The sequence below is a fragment of the Pseudodesulfovibrio mercurii genome, from assembly GCF_000189295.2.
Taxonomy (GTDB): domain Bacteria; phylum Desulfobacterota; class Desulfovibrionia; order Desulfovibrionales; family Desulfovibrionaceae; genus Pseudodesulfovibrio; species Pseudodesulfovibrio mercurii.
Window position 1 is genome coordinate 2,991,678 of the sequence record NC_016803.1, and the last position, 14,384, is coordinate 3,006,061.

Genomic DNA, 14,384 nt, shown 5'->3' on the forward strand with positions numbered 1-14,384 from the left:
CTAGCGCATGCCCACGGCGGTCATGAGCGCGTCCATGTTGTCGCGGATGACGGCCTGTTCCGAGGCCGGGACCTGCTTGTCCACCTCGGCCTTGAAGGCGTCCACCTGGCCGCCGACCTGCTGGGACATCATCTGCTCCATGGCCTTGCGCTGGTCCTCGGGCAGGTCCTTGAACTGGTCCTGCAACTGCGCGGTCATGCCCTGCATCTGCTCGTAGTTGGCCATGACCATGGCGTGGCCGTAGATGTACAGGAAGCGGTTCTCGTCCCAGCCGTGGGAGGCGATGGCGCTCTTGACCGCCGCGCTCATGCCCACGCCCGAGCCGTCGCCGGCGTTCTGCGCGGTCAGGCCGGGAATCTCCGGCAGGACCTTGAGGAATTTCTTGAATTCGGCCGCGTCAAAGGGACCGCCCACGGCCTGGACGACCTCCTTGCCTTCCTCGGACAGCTTGGGATCGTCGGCCACGTCGTTGCCGCAGGCGGCAAGGCAACACAGGACCAGCAGGGACAGCAAGGCGGAGGTCAGGGCTCTCATGGGATGCTCCTTGAAAAAAAGGTTTCGTATTACAGGCTATAGGGGGATGCGCCTTTTTCGTCAACCCGGGCCCGCCGTCGGCTCGGCCCGGCGCGGTCACTCGACCCAATGGAAGACCGGGGCGCTCTCGTCAAAGGGCTCGGACAGGGAGGCCAGGCGCTCATGGACGAAGGTCCGCTCGGCGGCGGTGGAGGTTTCCGCCCTGTGCCGGTCCAGTTCGCGCATGTTCTTCTCCATGTAGGCATGGGTGTTCCGGAGTTGTTCGAGCTTCGAGGGCGAGGGGGATTGGCCCATCTCCCGTTCGAGGCGCGCCAGGGACTCCCGGTAGCCGCGCATGCGCAGGGCGTCGAGGAAGAGCTGGAAGACGTGGTCGTAGCGGGCCGGGTCCCAGCCCAGCTCGACGCTCTTCTCCCTCTTGGCCCGGCCGACGAGCCGTTCCTTCTCCCTGAGGTCCATGATGCCCAGGGAATCGCGGACCTCCCGGCCCCGTTCCTGGACCAGCCGGTTGTCGTGGACGAACCTGTCGGCCTCCCCGGCCGTGAGCGGGGCTTGCCTGTCCGGGCCGCAACCCCACAGCGGCAGGGCCGCCAGGAGCAGGAGGAGCAGGCCGAGCAGCAGGCCGAGCAGCCGGTCGAGGCCGGAGGCGGCGTTTCCGGCCAAGGGCCGGGCCGGGCGGTGGGCATTGTCGGGGAGCGCGTCCGCAACGGGACACGCGAAAAGGGCCGCAGGAAGGGTCGGGTACGCCGGACGTTGCACCGGTCTCTCCTTTGTCGGCAGCACAGAGCCCATTACCTATAGACAATGGCAAGAAAAGCGTCAAACCCTCGGGGCGACGGGCCGGGCCGGAACGCGTCCGGGGTTTTATTCCGCCGGGAAGTCGGCTATGGTTCGAGCCTGTCGCCATCCCACCGTTTCAACCGGAGAGTATCCCCATGTCGCTGAACGTGAGCAAACGCAGGCCGCTGGTGGCCCAGTCCGAAATCCGCAACATGACCCTGGAATGCGCCCGCGTGTCGGGCGTGAACCTGGCCCAGGGCGTGTGCGACCTGCCCGTGCCCGAGCCGGTCATCCGGGGGGCCGAGGAGGCCATGCGCGCGGGCACCAACATCTATACCCGCTTCGACGGCCTGCCCCGGCTGCGCGCGGCCATCGCGGCCAAGCAGCGCCGCTTCACCGGCATGGACCTGGACCCGGACGGCCAGGTGGTCGCCACCTGCGGGGCCACGGGCGCGTTCTATGCCGCCTGCCTGGCCCTGCTCGACGAGGGCGACGAGGTTCTGGTCTTCGAGCCCTACTACGGCTACCACATCGTGACCATGGTCTCGCTCGGCATCAAGCCGGTCTACGTCACCCTGGAACCGCCGGAATGGGGTTTCGCGGCGCAGGACCTGGAGCGGGCCGTGACCGCGAAAACGCGGGCCATCGTCCTGAACACCCCGTCCAACCCGGCGGGCAAGGTCTTCGACCGCGAGGAGCTCTCCGTCATCGCCGACTTCGCCGAGGCCCACGACCTGTTCGTCTTCACCGACGAAATCTACGAGCACTTCGTCTTCGACGGCCGTGAGCACATCGCCCCGGCCACCCTGCCGGGCATGGCCCGCCGGACCATCACCATCTCGGGACTGTCCAAGGTCTTCGCCATCACCGGCTGGCGGCTGGGCTACGCCCTGTGCGACCCCGAGTGGGCTCTGGCCATCGGCCACTTCAGCGATCTGGTCTACGTCTGCGCACCCGCGCCGCTCCAGATCGGCGCGGCCACGGGGCTGGAGGAACTCGGGCCGGACTACTACCGGGGCGTGTCCGACGAGCATCAGATGAAGCGGGACCGTTTCTGCGACACCCTGCGGGCCATCGGCCTGACCCCGCACGTCCCGGCCGGGGCCTACTACACCCTGGCCGACGTGACCCGGCTACCCGGCGCAACCGCCAAGGAACGCGCCCTGTACCTGCTGGAAAAAACCGGCGTGGCCTGCGTGCCGGGCTCGGCCTTCTACTCCGGCCCGGTGGGCGAAACCCTGGCGCGCTTCTGCTTCGCCAAGGAAATGGACGTCCTCGAAGACGCCATGCAGCGCCTGCGGCGGCTGGGATAGAGGGGGATGCCTCCGGCGGCCGGGGGAAGGGGAGAGGGAAACCCTTTGAGAAAAGGGTTTCCCTCTCCCCTTCCCCTGGACCCCCCATCCCCTCTCCCTTCCTAAACTTTTTATCGCCGCTTCGCGGGGTGTTCTCGGTGCGCGGCTTCCGATAGCGGCGCATCCGCACATATTTCGGGCTTCGCTCAATCCGTCACCGTAGACGGCTACGCCTCCGGTTGAGCTGCGCCCGAGAAAATGCACGGCTGCACCACTCTCGAAAGCCTGATGGTGTGCGTTCTCTTTAAGAAAAAAGACGCACCTTCCCGCGTTCGCACGGACATGCCGAAGGCACACAAAAAGCTTGGAAGGGGGAGTCCAGAGGGGGAAACTTTCTCGAAAGTTTCCCCCTCTGGCCGCCGGAGGCATTCTCTTCCCCCCTACAGCCCGGCTCCGGCCTGGTAGATGCGTTTGAGCATGTCGGGGGGGAGGGGGTTGTCCCAGGCCCCGGCGTATCCGGCCCAGAGGCGGGCTATGACGAGCACGAGCACGGCCCCCACGGCCACGGTCTGCCAGGGGATGCGGTGTCCGAGGGCGGAGAATCCGAGGCATCCCTTGACCGGACAGGCCCCGATGCACTGGCCGCAGCCGATGCACTCCGGAGTCAGGACCCGGTCCTTTTTTTCCACCGCGATGCCCGAGGGGCAACTTGCCGAACACTTGCCGCAGTGCACGCAGGCGTCCTTGTCGCGGGTGACGCGCACCGGCCCGAACCAGGCCAGCAGGCCGAGGAGCGCGCCGTAGGGGCAGAGGTACCGGCACCAGAAGTTGCGCACCAGCAGGCTGAGCAGGACCAGGGCCGCGAGCACGCTCAGGGCCAGGCCGGACGGGTGCAGGAAGAAGTCGAGCATGCGCGCGTCCGAGGTCAGGTTGAACGGGCTGCGCAGGAAGGATTCCAGGGAGCGCGGGTCCATGGCGAAGACCGCGAACAGGAAGGCGGCCATGGCCAGGTACTTGAAGGCGTGCAGGGCCAGGTCGAGTTTGCGCGGCGGGACTTTGGCCAGGCCGAGCCTGCGTCCGGCCCGTTCCAGGAGCCCGGACAGGAAGCCCACCGGGCAGATGTAGCCGCAGAACCCCTTGCGGAACAGGAAGGCCATGACCAGGGCGGCCAGGAACACGGCCAGCCCGGCCGGGTGGGCGCGGTCCCAGAAGCCCGAGGACACGAGCCTGCGGAAGCCGAGCAGGGCGGAGATGGGCAGGAACCCCTCCACCGCGCCGGGCTTGGGCGTGAAGACGTCCGAGCGGCCCGCGACCCAGTCGAGGAAGAGGAGGAAGCGGTAGCCCGCGTACAGGGAGAGGAGGGTGAAGGCGGCCTGGACGGCCAGCCGGAAACGGTCGGGAGTGATCTTCATGGGGGAACCTGTCCTGTCTGGCGGGTCCCCTATACCCATCGCGCGCCCCTGGCAACCGGGTGCACGGGGCTGCACACGGCCTGCGCTCAGCCCTCGTCGGGCAGCTGCGATTCGATGCCCAGATCCTCGGTTTCGCGGCAGATGTGGGAGCCCAGGCCGGCACCGGCCTCGGCAAAGATGTTGAAGGCGGTGTCCACGCCCGCCTCGCGCAGGATGTCCACCTCGTCGTCATACTGGGCCATGGCCGCGACGGTCCCTGCGAACCCGCGTTGCTTGAGCCTGTCCAGGACGTGGAGCTGGGTCTCCAGGGCGGGGGCGGCCAGGACCATCAGCTTGAACGGGGAGCGGGTCCGGGGGAGCTTGCGCCAGAAGTCCGGGTCCGTGACGTCCGCCAGCAGGACCTGGCGGCCTTCCGCCAGATGGTTGTCCACGGTTTCCGGGGAGAGGTCGAGGCCCAGGACCACGGGGCCGAATTTGTCGGTGAAGTAGTCGTAGGCTCCGGTACCCACCCGGCCCATGCCGATCACGGCCACCTGCCAGTTGCCCGCCTGGTACGGTTCCTCGTCCGGGTGGAGCTCCCGGGTCTCGAACCGTTGCAGGAATTTCCGCCATGCCTCGAACAGCCGGTCGGCCCGGCGGTTCAGGGGCGAGGCCAGGACAAAGGAGAGGGACAGGGCGATGGCCAGGGCCAGCAGCCAGTCGCGGGACAGCCAGCCGTTGGCCGCGGCCAGGCCGCCGACGATAAGGCCGAATTCGCTGTAGTCGGCCAGGTTGAAGGCGGTGACCAGACTGGTCCGGGCCCGGAGGCGGAATCGGGTGAAGATCAGGAAGAAGAGGATGACCTTGATGGGCAGGGCGAGGATCAGGATCAGGGCGGCGTTCAGGGTCGCCAGGTCCGGCAGCCCGGCCAGGCCGATTTCCAGGAAGAAGCCGACCAGCAGGAAGTCCTTGATGGAGTACAGGGCTCCGGCCAGGTCCTTGGCCCTGGGGTGGGGGGCCAGGAGCATGCCCATTACCAGCGCGCCCAGGTCGGCCTTGAGGCCGACCACGTCAAAGGCCCAGGCCCCGGCCACGAAGGCCAGGAAGAAACCGAACAGGACCTGGAGTTCGCCGTGGCCGATGCGGTCGAGCATGCGCATGAACACCCAGCGGGCGGGCGGCAGCCCGGCCAGCACCGCCAGGGCCCAGGCCGTGGGAAGCTTGCCCGTGGAAAAGGCCAGGAACAGGACCGCGAAGATGTCCTGGATGATGAGCACGCCGATGGCCGTCCGTCCGTTCAGGGAGCCCGCCCGTCCGCTCTCGTCCAGGATCTTCACCGCGAAGACCGTGGACGAAAAGCTCAGGGCGAAGGCGATGAGCAGGGCCGTGGGCCAGCCGAGGCCGGAGAAGAAGGCGAACCCGGCGGCGGACAGCCCCATGAGTCCGGCCGAGAACAGGGCCACGGTCAGGAGCATGTGCACGGACGCCCCGGCCCAGACCTCGGGTCGGAGCAGGCTCTTCACGCGGAGCTTGAGCCCGATGGTGAAGAGCAGGACGGTCACGCCGATGTCGGCCACGGCCTGGATGGCCGGACCGGAAACGTATCCCTGGGTGGACAGGACGAACCCGGCCAGAAGGTAGCCCGTCAGCGGGGGCAGCCCCGCCCGGCTGACCACGTAGCCGCAGCCGAAGGCGAGGAGGATGACGAGGGGATCGAGGGGCATGGCTGGTCTCCGGTTACGGTCGGCGGCCCTGGGTCACGCCGCGGGTGATGATACCGATCATGAAGGCGAACATGAAATAGCTGAGCAGGCTCTGGATGATGAGCAGGATCTTGCCGTCCCAGGTGCGGGGCACGATGTCCCCGAAACCGAGCGTGGTCATGGTCACCACCGTATAGTAGAGGGCGTTGAGGAAGAGTTCGCCGCCTTCGGACATGAATCCGAACGGGGGCATGCTTCCGCCCAGGACGTGGAGTCCGTCCACGGCCGCGTTGACCAGGGTGAAGCCGATCAGGGTGGCGAGGTAGATGCGCAGCAGTTCGTTCACGTCGGCCCAGGTGATCTCGCCGTTGGGCCGCATGAGGAGCAGGGCGCGCAGGGCGAAGGCGCGCAGGTTCCAGCCCAGGACGGCCAGGACCAGGACCGCCAGGAAGAGAACGCCCCATTCGTTCAGGGTCAGCAGGATGTCCGCCGCGCCGGCCAGGAATCCGACCAGTGCGGCGCGGCGCAGTCGGGGCCCTGCATAGACGGCCTCGGTCTCCGGCCAGTAGCGCCGGATGCGCCGGTTGCGCCAGCGATGGTAGAGCAGGGTGATCAGGGCCATGGCGGTGCCGTTGAGCACGGTCCGGATCGGGGCGGCGGCCGCGCCGTCCGGAACAAGGGGCAGGGGCAGCCGCCCGGCCGTGAGCAGGAGCACGGCCCCGGCAAAGAAGCAGGGCACGAAGTGGGTCAGCCAGACGCCGACGAAGAGCTGTTCCCGGTGGTATGACATCTGCCTTGGATTATTGGCACATTTTCGCCCCCCGCGCAACGTGTGCCCCGACCCGTTCACGGGGTGGCGAAAGGGCGCGCAACCGGGTATGCTTGGCCCCATGTGCGGACGATTCGCCCTGGGCATCCCCAAGAAGCGGCTGGAAGAGGTCTTCGGCCTCCCCATGCCGGACGACTACGCGCCCTGCTACAACGCGGCGCCGGGCAGCGACGTGCTCTGCCTGGACGGGCAGGGGTTCGCGCGCCGCCGCTGGGGGCTGGTCCCGGCCTGGGCCGACTCGCCGCAGATCGGGGCGCGGCTGATCAACGCCCGCAGCGAGACCGTGTTCGACAAGCCGTCCTTCCGGGAGGGGGCGCGGGCCCGGCGGCTCCTGGTCCCGGCCCAGGCCTTCTACGAGTGGCGGCGCGAGGGGCGCGTGCGCACGCCCTTCGCCTTCGGGCTGCGCGACGCGGACTGCTTCGCCATGGCCGGGATCGGGGCCAGCTGGACCGACCCGCGGAGCGGCCAGGTCCTGGACAGCCTGTCCGTGCTGACCTGCCCGCCCAACGCGGTCATGGCGGACATCCACGAGCGCATGCCGGTCATCCTGCCGCCCGCCGCCTGGTCCGCCTGGCTCGACCCGGCGGCCGAACGCGGGGACCTGGCCCGGCTGCTGGTCCCGTACCCGGCCGGGGCCATGCGCGTCTGGCCCGTGTCGCCGAGGGTCAACAGCCCGGTCACGGACGGTCCGGAACTGCTCGAAGCCGTGCCCGACCCCGGCCCGGACAAGGGACCTCCCGCGCCTCCGGAGCAGGGGCGGCTCCTGTGAGCATCCCCCGCCGCCCTTGACTATCCGGGGAATCTGGCTTAACAAACGTCCTCTTTGCCCGCGCTGGACGGTGGTCTTCGCGCAGGCAAAAAGAAGAAATTTAGTAATTCCGGGGAGTTGATCCGTTGTTTGAGAGCCTGCAAGAAAGACTCGGCGCCACCTTCTCCAGGTTGGGCGGCAAAAAGACCCTTGACGAGAACAATATCAAGGAGGGTCTGAGGGAGGTGCGTCTGGCGCTCCTCGAGGCCGACGTCAACTTCAAGGTGGTCAAGCGGTTCGTCGATCAGGTCAAGGAACGCGCCCTGGGGGACGAGGTCCTCAAGGGTCTCGAACCCGGCCAGCACTTCATCAAGATCGTCAACGAGGAGCTCATCGAGCTGCTCGGCGGCGAGCAGCAGGACCTGGACCTCAAGGCCAGGCCGCTGAAGCTGATGATGGTCGGCCTCCAGGGCTCGGGCAAGACCACCTCCTCGGGCAAGATCGCGCTTTTCCTGCGCAAGCAGCACGGCAAGAAGCCGTACCTGGTGCCCGCCGACGTGTACCGCCCGGCGGCCATCGACCAGTTGAACACCCTGGCCCGGCAGCTTGACGTGCCGGTCTACCCGTCCACCACGGACATGAACCCGGTGGACATCTGCAAGGACGCCCTGGTCAAGGCGGAGGAGCTGGGCTGCGACCTGATCCTCTTCGACACCGCGGGCCGGCTGCACATCGACGAGAAGCTGATGGACGAGCTGGCGAACATCAAGCGCGAGTGCCAGCCCCAGGAAATTCTGTTCGTGGCCGACGCCATGACCGGCCAGGACGCGGTCACCGTGGCCGAGTCGTTCAACGACAAGCTCGGCATCACCGGCGTGGTCCTGACCAAGATGGACGGCGACGCCCGAGGCGGCGCGGCCCTGTCCATCAAGACCGTGACCGGCCGCTCGGTCAAGTTCGTGGGCGTGGGCGAGAAGCTCTCCGAGCTGGAGCTCTTCCACCCCGACCGCATCGCCTCGCGCATCCTCGGCATGGGCGACATGATGACCCTCATCGAGAAGGCCCAGAGCGAGATCGACGAGGAGGAGGCCAAGGCCCTGGCCGAGAAGATGGCCAAGGCCGAGTTCGATTTCGAGGACTTCCTGGGCCACATGCGCAAGCTCAAGAAGCTCGGCTCCATGGAGGGGCTGCTCAAGATGATCCCCGGCATGGGCAACATCATGAAGCAGCTGGGCGACAACGCCCTGCCCGAGGACGAGATGAAGCGCACCGAGGCGATCATCTCCTCCATGACCCTGAAGGAGCGCCGCCAGCCCGAACTGCTCAAGAACGCGAGCCGCAAGGACCGCATCGCCAGGGGCTCGGGCGTGAAGATCGCCGACGTCAATGCGCTCATCAAGAATTTCAAGCAGATGAGCAAGGTCATGCAGTCCATGATGGGCGGCGGCGACGGCAAGAAGAAAAAGGGATTGTTCGGCGGACTGCCCAAGCTGCCCGGCCTGGGCGGCGGCATGCCCGACATGGGCGCGCTGGGCGGCATGCCCGGAATGCCCGGCATGCCGGGGATGCCCGGCGCGGAGGAGGAGTCCAGGCGGACCGTCTCCAAGAAGACGCTGAAAGAGCGTCAGAAGAAAAAGCTGAACAAAAAGAAGAATAAGAAGAAGCGCAAAAAGTAAGTGACCGGGACACAGGTCCTTCAAGCGATATAACTTGCCATAAAGTAGGCAAAAACGTATTAATCAACTATTGGGAGTATAAGAACCATGGCAATGAAAATCAGACTGTCCCGTATGGGTTCCAAGAAGCGTCCCTTCTACCGCGTGGTGGCTCTCGACAGCGCCGTCCGCCGCGATGGACGCCCCGTCGAATTCCTCGGGCACTACAATCCCATGGTCCAGCCGAACGAGATCTCGCTGGACATGGAGAAGATCGAGAAGTGGCTGGAAAAGGGCGCGGAGCCCAGCAACACGGTTCGTTCTCTGCTCAAGAAAGCCGGCAAGTAGCGCGCGCTTTTTTTGACAGGCGGGCCCGCCGGCCCGACCTGCGGGTCCGGACCACGTTTGGCAGCTCATATTCACGGCGCGCGGCGACGCGTCGGCACCGGAGGTGACGTCATGTTGAAAGAGATGATTGAGTACATTGCCAAGTCCCTGGTGGACAACCCGGACGAAGTGCAAGTTTCCGAAGTCGAAGGCGAGCAGACCTCGGTTATCGAGCTGAAGGTGGCCAAGGAAGACCTCGGCAAGGTCATCGGCAAGCAGGGTCGCACGGCCAGGGCCATGCGCACGCTGCTTGGAGCCGCCTCCACCAAGGCGCGGAAACGCTCCGTGCTGGAGATTCTCGAGTAGCTTCTCCTTCGGGAACGGCTGGACATCTGCACGTCCGCGCGAGGGCCTTTCCGGCCCGAGGCGGGACGCGAACGACCATGGACCGGCGTGCGGGCAAGCCTGCGCGGCGGCCCCGGTCTTTTGCGGCAGGCGGCCATGTCCGGCTCCGGGCGGTCCGGCTGGACGGCCCGGTCCCCCAGAGCAAACGAGCGGAAAGCCCATGAAGAAAGAGCCCGGTTTCATCCCCGTGGGCGGGGTGGTCAAGGCGCACGGCATTCGCGGGGAGTTCGGCATAAAAAGTTATGCGGACTCCCCGGCCCTTTTCGACCGTACGCCGCTGTTCCTGTCCGACGGCAAGGGGCGTCCCCGGCCCATCGAGGTGACCTCCTGGCGCGAGCACAAGGGGCTGGTCCTGATGACTTCGCCCCAGGTGACCGACCGCGATCAGGCCGAGGCCCTGCGCGGCCGGGAGCTGCTGGTGCGCGAGGCCGACCTGCCCGAACCGGACGAGGGCGAGCACTACCTCTACCAGATGATCGGCTGTCGGGTGGTCCTGACCGACGGCACCGAGGTGGGCGAGCTGGTCGGGTTCTACGAGACCGGCGAGCAGGACACCTGGGTCATCGAGAACGGCGAGGGCACCGAGATCCTCCTGCCCGCCGTGCCCGAGTTCGTCCTGGACGTGGACCTGGACACCGAGACCATCGTCGTCGAGCCGCCCGAGGGGCTGCTCGACCTCTACCTGCACCCCGAGCCGCCCAAACCGAAGAAGCGCCGCCCGCCGCGCCCGAAGAAGCCGACCGCATGAATTTCCACCTCGTCTCCATCTTCCCGCACTTCTTCGAGTCCCCCCTGGGCAGCGGGCTCATGTCCAAGGCCGTGGACACCGGCCTGGTGGGCCTGGACTTCGTGGACGTCCGGCAGTTCGCGGGCGGGGTGTACAAGTCCGTGGACGACCGCCCCTTCGGCGGCGGGCCGGGCATGCTCCTCAAGCTCGACCCCATGGTCAAGGCGCTGGACTCCATTCCGTCCAGGGGGCGCATCCTGATGCTCTCCCCGCGCGGCAAGCCGTTCACCCAGGCCCAGGCCCGGGAGCTGGCCCTGGAGGACGACGTGACCCTCATCTGCGGCCGCTACGAGGGCATCGACGAGCGGTTGCTCGACCTCTATCCCGTCGAGCTGGTCTCGGTGGGCGATTTCGTGCTCAACGGCGGCGAGGCCGCGGCGGTCTGCCTGGTGGAGGCCGTGGCCCGGCTCCTGCCCGGCTTCATGGGCCACGAGGAATCCGGCGACGAGGAGTCCTTTTCCGCCGGACTGCTCGAATACCCGCACTATACCCGGCCCGAGGAGTTCGACGGGCTCACTGTGCCCGAGGTCCTGCGCTCCGGAGACCACGGCAGGATCACGGCCTGGCGGCGCGAGCAGTCCCTGACCGCCACCCTGCGCGACCGGCCGGACGTCCTGCCCACGGCCCGCCTGACCGTGGAGGACATCGACTTTCTGCGCCGCTTGCCGCGCACCCGGCTGGGGCGCAACCTGTACATCGCCTTGTGTCACTACCCCGTGACCAACAAGTTCGGCGAAAAGGTGGCCGTGTCCGTGACCAACCTGGACCTGCACGACATGGCCCGCGTGGCCCGCAGCTACGGGCTGGGCGGATTCTACGCCACCACGCCCATCGAGGACCAGAAGGCGCTGGCCGAACGGCTCCTGGGCCACTGGCGGGAGGGCGCGGGCGCGCAGGCCAATCCGGACCGGGCCGAGGCCTTTGCCAAGGTCAAGGTTTTTGACGATATCGAGGGCGCGGTTCTTGACATCGAGGCGCAAACAGGGCAACGTCCCCGCTTCGCGGCCACGTCTGCAAGATTGGATCGCCGCAAACAAGCCCAGCCCGCCCTGACCTTCGGCGATGTGCGAAGCTGGCTCGCCAACTCTCCAGTATTATTGATATTTGGTACTGGACACGGTCTGGCGGAGGAAGTCCTCTCCAAAACCGACGGCATTGTCAGGCCGCTCCGGTATTTGGATGACTACAACCATCTGTCGGTCAGAAGCGCGGTCGCCATCATCGTCGACCGGCTCGTGGCGGATGAGTACTAGAGGCGGATGGCGGCTGCGGGCCGTTGGTCCAGCACTCTGCAATTTTAAGGAGAATACCATGGACATCATCAAGAAAATCGAAGCCGAACACATCCGTCTGGATATCCCCGAGTTCAAGGCCGGCGACACCGTCAAGGTGCACTACCGGATCATCGAGGGCGAGAAGGAGCGCATCCAGGTCTTCCAGGGCGCTGTCCTGCGTCGCCGTCGCGGCACCACCGGCGCGTCCTTCACCGTGCGCAAGATTTCCGACGGCATCGGCGTGGAGCGCGTGTTCCCCATGAACTCCCCCTTCATCGACCGCGTGGAAGTGGTCTCCGAGGGCAAGGTTCGCCGCAGCCGCATCTACTACCTGCGCAATCTGCGCGGTAAGGCCGCCCGCATCAAGTCCAAGCAGATCTGGGAATAATTTTTCGGATAGGCGGCGATCTGCGACGCCGCTCGGCGATTTCAGACCCTTGCGTATTAAGATACGCGGCGGCCCTGAAATCCCCTCGCGTCGCCGCATCTCACCACCTCTCCAAAAAATTACAAGAAATCAGATAAAATATATGCCCGGAGTGTTGAATGACACTCCGGGCTTTTCTGGTTTGGAGGGAGGATAAGCGGGCGTCTGCACCGCCGCTCGGCAAACCCGGACCCTCGCGTATTACGATACGCTTCGGCCCCCGGCTTTACCTCCCGTCGGCACAGCCACCCACTTCTCCGAAAATTTTCCAGATGTTACATTGATATATATGCCCGGAGTGTTGAATGGCACTCCGGGCTTTTCTGGTTTGGGGCGGTGGATTTTCGGCGGGGTTTGGGGCACAAACGGGGCGGAGGAAAAGCGATGGCGCAGGTGTTGTTGTTCGGCGGACGGAGTTTTGCGGCGACCGAGATCGCGGGCGTGGACGAGGCGGGGCGGGGGTGTCTGGCCGGGCCGGTGGTGGCCGGGGCGTGCATCCTGCCGGCGGAGTACGACCTGCCGGGGCTGGACGACTCCAAGAAGCTGACCGCCGCGAAGCGCGAGGCGCTCTATCCGCGCATCCGCGAGCAGGCCGTGGCCTGGGGGCTGGGCGTGGCCTGGCCGTGGGAGATCGACGAGATCAACATCCTGCAGGCCACGTTCCGGGCCATGAGCCGGGCCGTGTGGGCCCTGAAGGCCGAGCCGCGCTTCTTGCGCATAGACGGCGACAAGCTCATCCCCGGCCACGCGTTGCAACGCGACATCCCCCAGGAGTGCGTGGTCCAGGGCGACGGCAAGGTCCCGGCCATCTCCGCCGCCTCGGTCCTGGCCAAGACCTTCCGCGACCGGCTCATGGTTCGGCTGGCCCGCCGCTATCCCGGCTACGGCCTGGCCAAACACATGGGCTACGGCACCGAGGCCCACGTGGCGGCCATTCGCGAACTCGGCCCCTGCCGCCTCCACCGGTTGACCTTCCGGAAGGTCCGGCCCGAGGAAAAGCCGCAGGTCCAGGGCAGCCTGTTCTAGACTCTCCGGAGACGGCGTGAACACTCCCCTTTTTCGGCTGAAACGATGAAGAAATTGTGGCTGTCCTGTGTCCTGGCGTGGGTGCTCGCCTGTTCGGCTTCTGCCGCCGACGCGGCCTCCCGGCTCGACTTCGCGCCTCCCGTGCCGGGGCAGCGGGACGTGATCGCCCGTGTCCTCGGCGATGCGTTCCTGCGGGGTGTCGGGGTGTTCCCCGCCGAGACCCTGGTCGCGGCGGTGGACCTGAACGGCGACCGGAGCGAGGACATGGTGGCCGTGCAAAAGGGGTTTTGCAGCAACCACGCCTGCACCTTCCATTTCCTGGTGCACGAACCCTCCGGCGAATGGCGCGAGGCGGCGGCCGTGGAAAGCTGGGCGATCCCCTGCGTGCTCGACGGGGCGGGGGCGACCATGCGCGACCTGGTGATCTTCGACCACCTCACCGACGATTGCCTGTCCTGCTCGCCGCCCAAGCCGGTCCGTCTGGCCTGGCGGCAAAGGGCCGGTGCGGCCGGGGGCTATGCGGCAATCGGGCCGGTGCCGAAGGACGAGGCGACGGTCTTTGCGCCGAGCTGGTGCTGGAGCGGACAAAAATAATCCGTTCCCGTCCGTCCCCCCTGTATGGGACTGGCTCCCGGCGGACTCGTGACGGTTGCCGTTGCCTGCCTCCGGGCCGCGAATCGTTGTCGTGAACCCGTTGTCATGAACCCGAAGTCGTGAACCGTGAAGCCGCCGTGCGGAGGGCTTGCCATGATATCCGTTGCTTTCTTGCGGACGCTGTCCGACAAACCGGCCCGGACCGTCCGCCCGGGCCTGCCGATGTTGGTGTTGTGCCTCCTGTCCGTGGTCGCGGGGTGCGTCCCGTCCCAGGTGCGCCACCGTCAGGAGCTGGTCAGCCGGGATTACAGCTACATCGACTTCACGCAAAACGCCGCGCCCCTGACCATCGTCGCCGACGTCGGGGGCGAGCACATGACCTATTACAAGGTCCTGGCATTCCAGGGGGACAGGTTCCGCATCACCGTTGCCGACCTGGACGGGGAGACGTCAACGGTCATCTCGGGCGACGGCATCCGCATACGCAAGGGGCCGGATGCGACGGTGTTTCAGCGTCTGGTGGAGGTGGAGGCCCTGGACACCCTGTTTTCCGTCGAGCTGGACGCCCACCCCTATGGCCGGTATCGGCTGATCATAGAGAAATTGTAGGATCGC

Annotated in this window: 16 protein-coding genes; 11 read left to right on the forward strand and 5 right to left on the reverse strand. The window is 66.5% G+C overall.

All coding sequences use genetic code 11. The features are described 5' to 3' along the window. Both DND132_RS13495 and DND132_RS13500 read right to left on the reverse strand, forming a co-directional pair. A complete protein-coding gene (locus DND132_RS13495) occupies nt 1-534 on the reverse strand; it encodes a hypothetical protein (RefSeq protein WP_014323311.1) in 534 nt (177 codons plus the stop codon). Between the two features lie 96 nt (nt 535-630). Continuing rightward, on the reverse strand, nt 631-1,194 hold the full coding sequence (locus tag DND132_RS13500; RefSeq protein WP_148267001.1) for a hypothetical protein: 564 nt from the start codon (nt 1,192-1,194) through the stop codon (nt 631-633). 272 nt (nt 1,195-1,466) lie between these two features. Between DND132_RS13500 and DND132_RS13505 the strand changes: the two genes are divergently transcribed. Further along, the gene (locus DND132_RS13505; protein WP_014323313.1) at nt 1,467-2,624 is read left to right on the forward strand and encodes a pyridoxal phosphate-dependent aminotransferase; all 1,158 of its coding nucleotides are present in this window, start codon (nt 1,467-1,469) and stop codon (nt 2,622-2,624) included. Between the two features lie 419 nt (nt 2,625-3,043). Here DND132_RS13505 and DND132_RS13510 read toward each other — a convergent pair whose 3' ends face one another. From DND132_RS13510 to DND132_RS13520, 3 genes are all read right to left on the reverse strand, one after another. Beyond that, nucleotides 3,044-4,015 carry a 4Fe-4S binding protein gene (locus tag DND132_RS13510; RefSeq protein ID WP_014323314.1) on the reverse strand — a complete coding sequence of 324 codons (972 nt, stop codon included), beginning with the start codon at nt 4,013-4,015 and terminating at the stop codon, nt 3,044-3,046. Between the two features lie 86 nt (nt 4,016-4,101). Next, complete coding sequence (locus tag DND132_RS13515; protein ID WP_014323315.1) at nt 4,102-5,718, reverse strand: cation:proton antiporter family protein; 1,617 nt, start codon at nt 5,716-5,718, stop codon at nt 4,102-4,104. A gap of 13 nt (nt 5,719-5,731) precedes the next feature. Beyond that, nucleotides 5,732-6,487 (reverse strand): potassium channel family protein, encoded by a 756-nt coding sequence (locus DND132_RS13520; protein WP_014323316.1) that lies wholly within the window; start codon nt 6,485-6,487, stop codon nt 5,732-5,734. Nucleotides 6,488-6,587: 100 nt separating this feature from the next. On the opposite strand from DND132_RS13520, the gene DND132_RS13525 reads away from it, so the two are divergent. The 10 genes from DND132_RS13525 (at nt 6,588) to DND132_RS13570 (ending at nt 14,378) form a co-directional block, all read left to right on the forward strand. After that, complete coding sequence (locus tag DND132_RS13525; RefSeq protein ID WP_014323317.1) at nt 6,588-7,295, forward strand: SOS response-associated peptidase; 708 nt, start codon at nt 6,588-6,590, stop codon at nt 7,293-7,295. 125 nt (nt 7,296-7,420) lie between these two features. Continuing rightward, nucleotides 7,421-8,950, forward strand: coding sequence for a signal recognition particle protein (gene ffh / locus DND132_RS13530; protein WP_014323318.1), 1,530 nt, complete (start codon nt 7,421-7,423; stop codon nt 8,948-8,950). Between the two features lie 87 nt (nt 8,951-9,037). After that, nucleotides 9,038-9,277 carry a 30S ribosomal protein S16 gene (gene rpsP, locus DND132_RS13535; RefSeq protein WP_014323319.1) on the forward strand — a complete coding sequence of 80 codons (240 nt, stop codon included), beginning with the start codon at nt 9,038-9,040 and terminating at the stop codon, nt 9,275-9,277. A 111-nt stretch (nt 9,278-9,388) separates the two neighbouring features. Beyond that, the gene (locus tag DND132_RS13540; RefSeq protein ID WP_014323320.1) at nt 9,389-9,622 is read left to right on the forward strand and encodes a KH domain-containing protein; all 234 of its coding nucleotides are present in this window, start codon (nt 9,389-9,391) and stop codon (nt 9,620-9,622) included. A 199-nt stretch (nt 9,623-9,821) separates the two neighbouring features. Next, a complete protein-coding gene (rimM, locus tag DND132_RS13545; RefSeq protein WP_014323321.1) occupies nt 9,822-10,409 on the forward strand; it encodes a ribosome maturation factor RimM in 588 nt (195 codons plus the stop codon). Then, the gene (trmD, locus tag DND132_RS13550; RefSeq protein WP_014323322.1) at nt 10,406-11,701 is read left to right on the forward strand and encodes a tRNA (guanosine(37)-N1)-methyltransferase TrmD; all 1,296 of its coding nucleotides are present in this window, start codon (nt 10,406-10,408) and stop codon (nt 11,699-11,701) included. Before rimM ends, trmD begins: the two co-directional genes overlap by 4 nt. Before the next feature lie 58 nt (nt 11,702-11,759). Further along, nucleotides 11,760-12,110: a 50S ribosomal protein L19 gene (gene rplS, locus DND132_RS13555; RefSeq protein WP_014323323.1), complete on the forward strand. Its 351-nt coding sequence runs from the start codon at nt 11,760-11,762 to the stop codon at nt 12,108-12,110. Between the two features lie 423 nt (nt 12,111-12,533). Then, entirely contained in the window at nt 12,534-13,175 is a 642-nt protein-coding gene (locus DND132_RS13560; protein ID WP_014323324.1) for a ribonuclease HII, read from the forward strand. A 45-nt stretch (nt 13,176-13,220) separates the two neighbouring features. Beyond that, entirely contained in the window at nt 13,221-13,769 is a 549-nt protein-coding gene (locus tag DND132_RS13565) for a hypothetical protein (protein WP_014323325.1), read from the forward strand. A 222-nt stretch (nt 13,770-13,991) separates the two neighbouring features. Continuing rightward, nucleotides 13,992-14,378 carry a hypothetical protein gene (locus tag DND132_RS13570; RefSeq protein WP_148267002.1) on the forward strand — a complete coding sequence of 129 codons (387 nt, stop codon included), beginning with the start codon at nt 13,992-13,994 and terminating at the stop codon, nt 14,376-14,378. Nucleotides 14,379-14,384: the final 6 nt, after the last annotated feature.

Coding starts and splice junctions, on each gene's coding strand:
- DND132_RS13540 (WP_014323320.1), top strand. CDS start 9,389: ATGTTGAAAGAGATGATTGAGTACATTGCCAAGTCCCTGGTGGACAAC.
- DND132_RS13525 (WP_014323317.1), top strand. CDS start 6,588: ATGTGCGGACGATTCGCCCTGGGCATCCCCAAGAAGCGGCTGGAAGAG.
- trmD (WP_014323322.1), top strand. CDS start 10,406: ATGAATTTCCACCTCGTCTCCATCTTCCCGCACTTCTTCGAGTCCCCC.
- rimM (WP_014323321.1), top strand. CDS start 9,822: ATGAAGAAAGAGCCCGGTTTCATCCCCGTGGGCGGGGTGGTCAAGGCG.
- rplS (WP_014323323.1), top strand. CDS start 11,760: ATGGACATCATCAAGAAAATCGAAGCCGAACACATCCGTCTGGATATC.
- DND132_RS13515 (WP_014323315.1), bottom strand. CDS start 5,718: ATGCCCCTCGATCCCCTCGTCATCCTCCTCGCCTTCGGCTGCGGCTAC.
- DND132_RS13560 (WP_014323324.1), top strand. CDS start 12,534: ATGGCGCAGGTGTTGTTGTTCGGCGGACGGAGTTTTGCGGCGACCGAG.
- DND132_RS13520 (WP_014323316.1), bottom strand. CDS start 6,487: ATGTCATACCACCGGGAACAGCTCTTCGTCGGCGTCTGGCTGACCCAC.
- DND132_RS13505 (WP_014323313.1), top strand. CDS start 1,467: ATGTCGCTGAACGTGAGCAAACGCAGGCCGCTGGTGGCCCAGTCCGAA.
- DND132_RS13495 (WP_014323311.1), bottom strand. CDS start 534: ATGAGAGCCCTGACCTCCGCCTTGCTGTCCCTGCTGGTCCTGTGTTGC.
- DND132_RS13570 (WP_148267002.1), top strand. CDS start 13,992: ATGTTGGTGTTGTGCCTCCTGTCCGTGGTCGCGGGGTGCGTCCCGTCC.
- DND132_RS13510 (WP_014323314.1), bottom strand. CDS start 4,015: ATGAAGATCACTCCCGACCGTTTCCGGCTGGCCGTCCAGGCCGCCTTC.
- rpsP (WP_014323319.1), top strand. CDS start 9,038: ATGGCAATGAAAATCAGACTGTCCCGTATGGGTTCCAAGAAGCGTCCC.
- DND132_RS13565 (WP_014323325.1), top strand. CDS start 13,221: ATGAAGAAATTGTGGCTGTCCTGTGTCCTGGCGTGGGTGCTCGCCTGT.